The following is a 1,429-nucleotide window of genomic DNA, read 5'->3' as shown; positions in this document are numbered from 1 at the left end:
GGGTCGTCTAATCGCCCCACAGTCAATGCCTTATTCTCCGGGTTCAGTTTCGTGTGCTGGGTACATGGTCGTCTACGCGGTCGATACTTCGATCGCCGCAGGATAGAAATTCGTGGCTGAGAACTTCCTATGTTCGTGACGCAATTTGCCGACAAGGGCATTGCTTCCCGCTACCCGGAATGATCTCATCCGCGTCCCAGCAGGGACGACACCAAGCACCCTGACGAGTGCAAGCCTCTTGCCGTGGACTTGAAGGGGCTACGCAGCCGCCTCTATCCGCCGATCAAACAGTTCGCCTGTTTTCATCATGGCATGCATGATGACCGCAAGCTTGCGAGCCAGAGCTACCGCCGCGCGCTTGAAGCCAAGGCGCTCTCGTAACTCGAGCCCCCATCTGCGCAGCGAACTGTCTGCGATGGACCGGGTCAACATGACAGCCGCCGCCTCGTAAAGCAGGGTTCGCAGATGGCCATCGCCGCGGCGTGAGATGTGACCGTCATAATCGACCTCACCGGATTGATAGCGCTTCGTGGTCAAGCCGACCCATGCGCCCACCGATCTGGAGTTTTTGAAGTTGTCTGGATCTTCAACGGCCGCTGTGAAAGCCGTCGCGGTCACGATCCCGACACCGGGCACGGACATCAGCAGACGGCAATGCCGGTTCTCCCGCCCCAAGCCCACCATCTGTTTGTTGAGCTCCGCGGCCTGGCGGCGCATCTCGCTCCAGGCTTGTAGCAGAGGCAGGATGATCCGAGCCAATGCAGCATCATCCTCGAGCAAGGTTCGCACATTGCGGTCAAATACGCCGCCCACACCTTTGGGAACGACCAGCCCAAAGGTCTTAAGCAGACCACGGATCTGATTGGACATCTGGATCTGCATCTTCAGTAGCTGTCGGCGGCCTGCAACAAGCGTGCGGATCAGCATGCTGTCAAAACCTTTGACGCGAACCTCCCGATAAAATCCGACCTCGGCCAGATGAGCCAGACCGTCGGCGTCGTTCGCATCCGTCTTGTTCGGCGCCATGTCGAGATGGGCCTTGGCATGGCGCGCATCGATGCAGATCGCGGGCAAACCCTCTGCCGTCAACGCATGGTAGAACCAGACGGATAAAGGCCCGGTCTCGAACACGATCCGCCTGGGATGTGGCGCCCGCTTGCGGATCACCTCGGCCAGAAGTTTGGGATCAGAGGCGCACTTCCCGCGCCAGATCCGCTTGCCATCCTGACGAACCGAGATCGAAGTATCTTTCAGGGAAACATCGAGGCCGATATACTGCTCCATGGTTGTCCTCCATTCGATGCTTGGGCCCGGCTTCCTGTCGAGAGCCCGTACTTCCATCTTATCGGGGGGCAACCACCTGGCGGCAATCTCGTTCGACGAACTGGCCTGTCTCGCCAGCGCTCCCGCGATTACCCTATGTTCGTAC

1 protein-coding gene is annotated in these 1,429 nt (G+C 59.1%); it reads right to left on the bottom strand.

Features of this window, described 5'->3' with window-relative positions:
- Nucleotides 1-258: 258 nt before the first annotated feature.
- Nucleotides 259-1,284, bottom strand: coding sequence for an IS110 family transposase (locus FHW96_RS25880; protein ID WP_172343443.1), 1,026 nt, complete (start codon nt 1,282-1,284; stop codon nt 259-261).
- Nucleotides 1,285-1,429: the final 145 nt, after the last annotated feature.

Source organism: Novosphingobium sp. SG751A (genome assembly GCF_013149295.1).
In the GTDB taxonomy this organism is placed as follows: domain Bacteria; phylum Pseudomonadota; class Alphaproteobacteria; order Sphingomonadales; family Sphingomonadaceae; genus Novosphingobium.
Note: the sequence above shows the minus strand (reverse complement) of the source record. Positions and strands in the feature narration are given on the sequence as shown.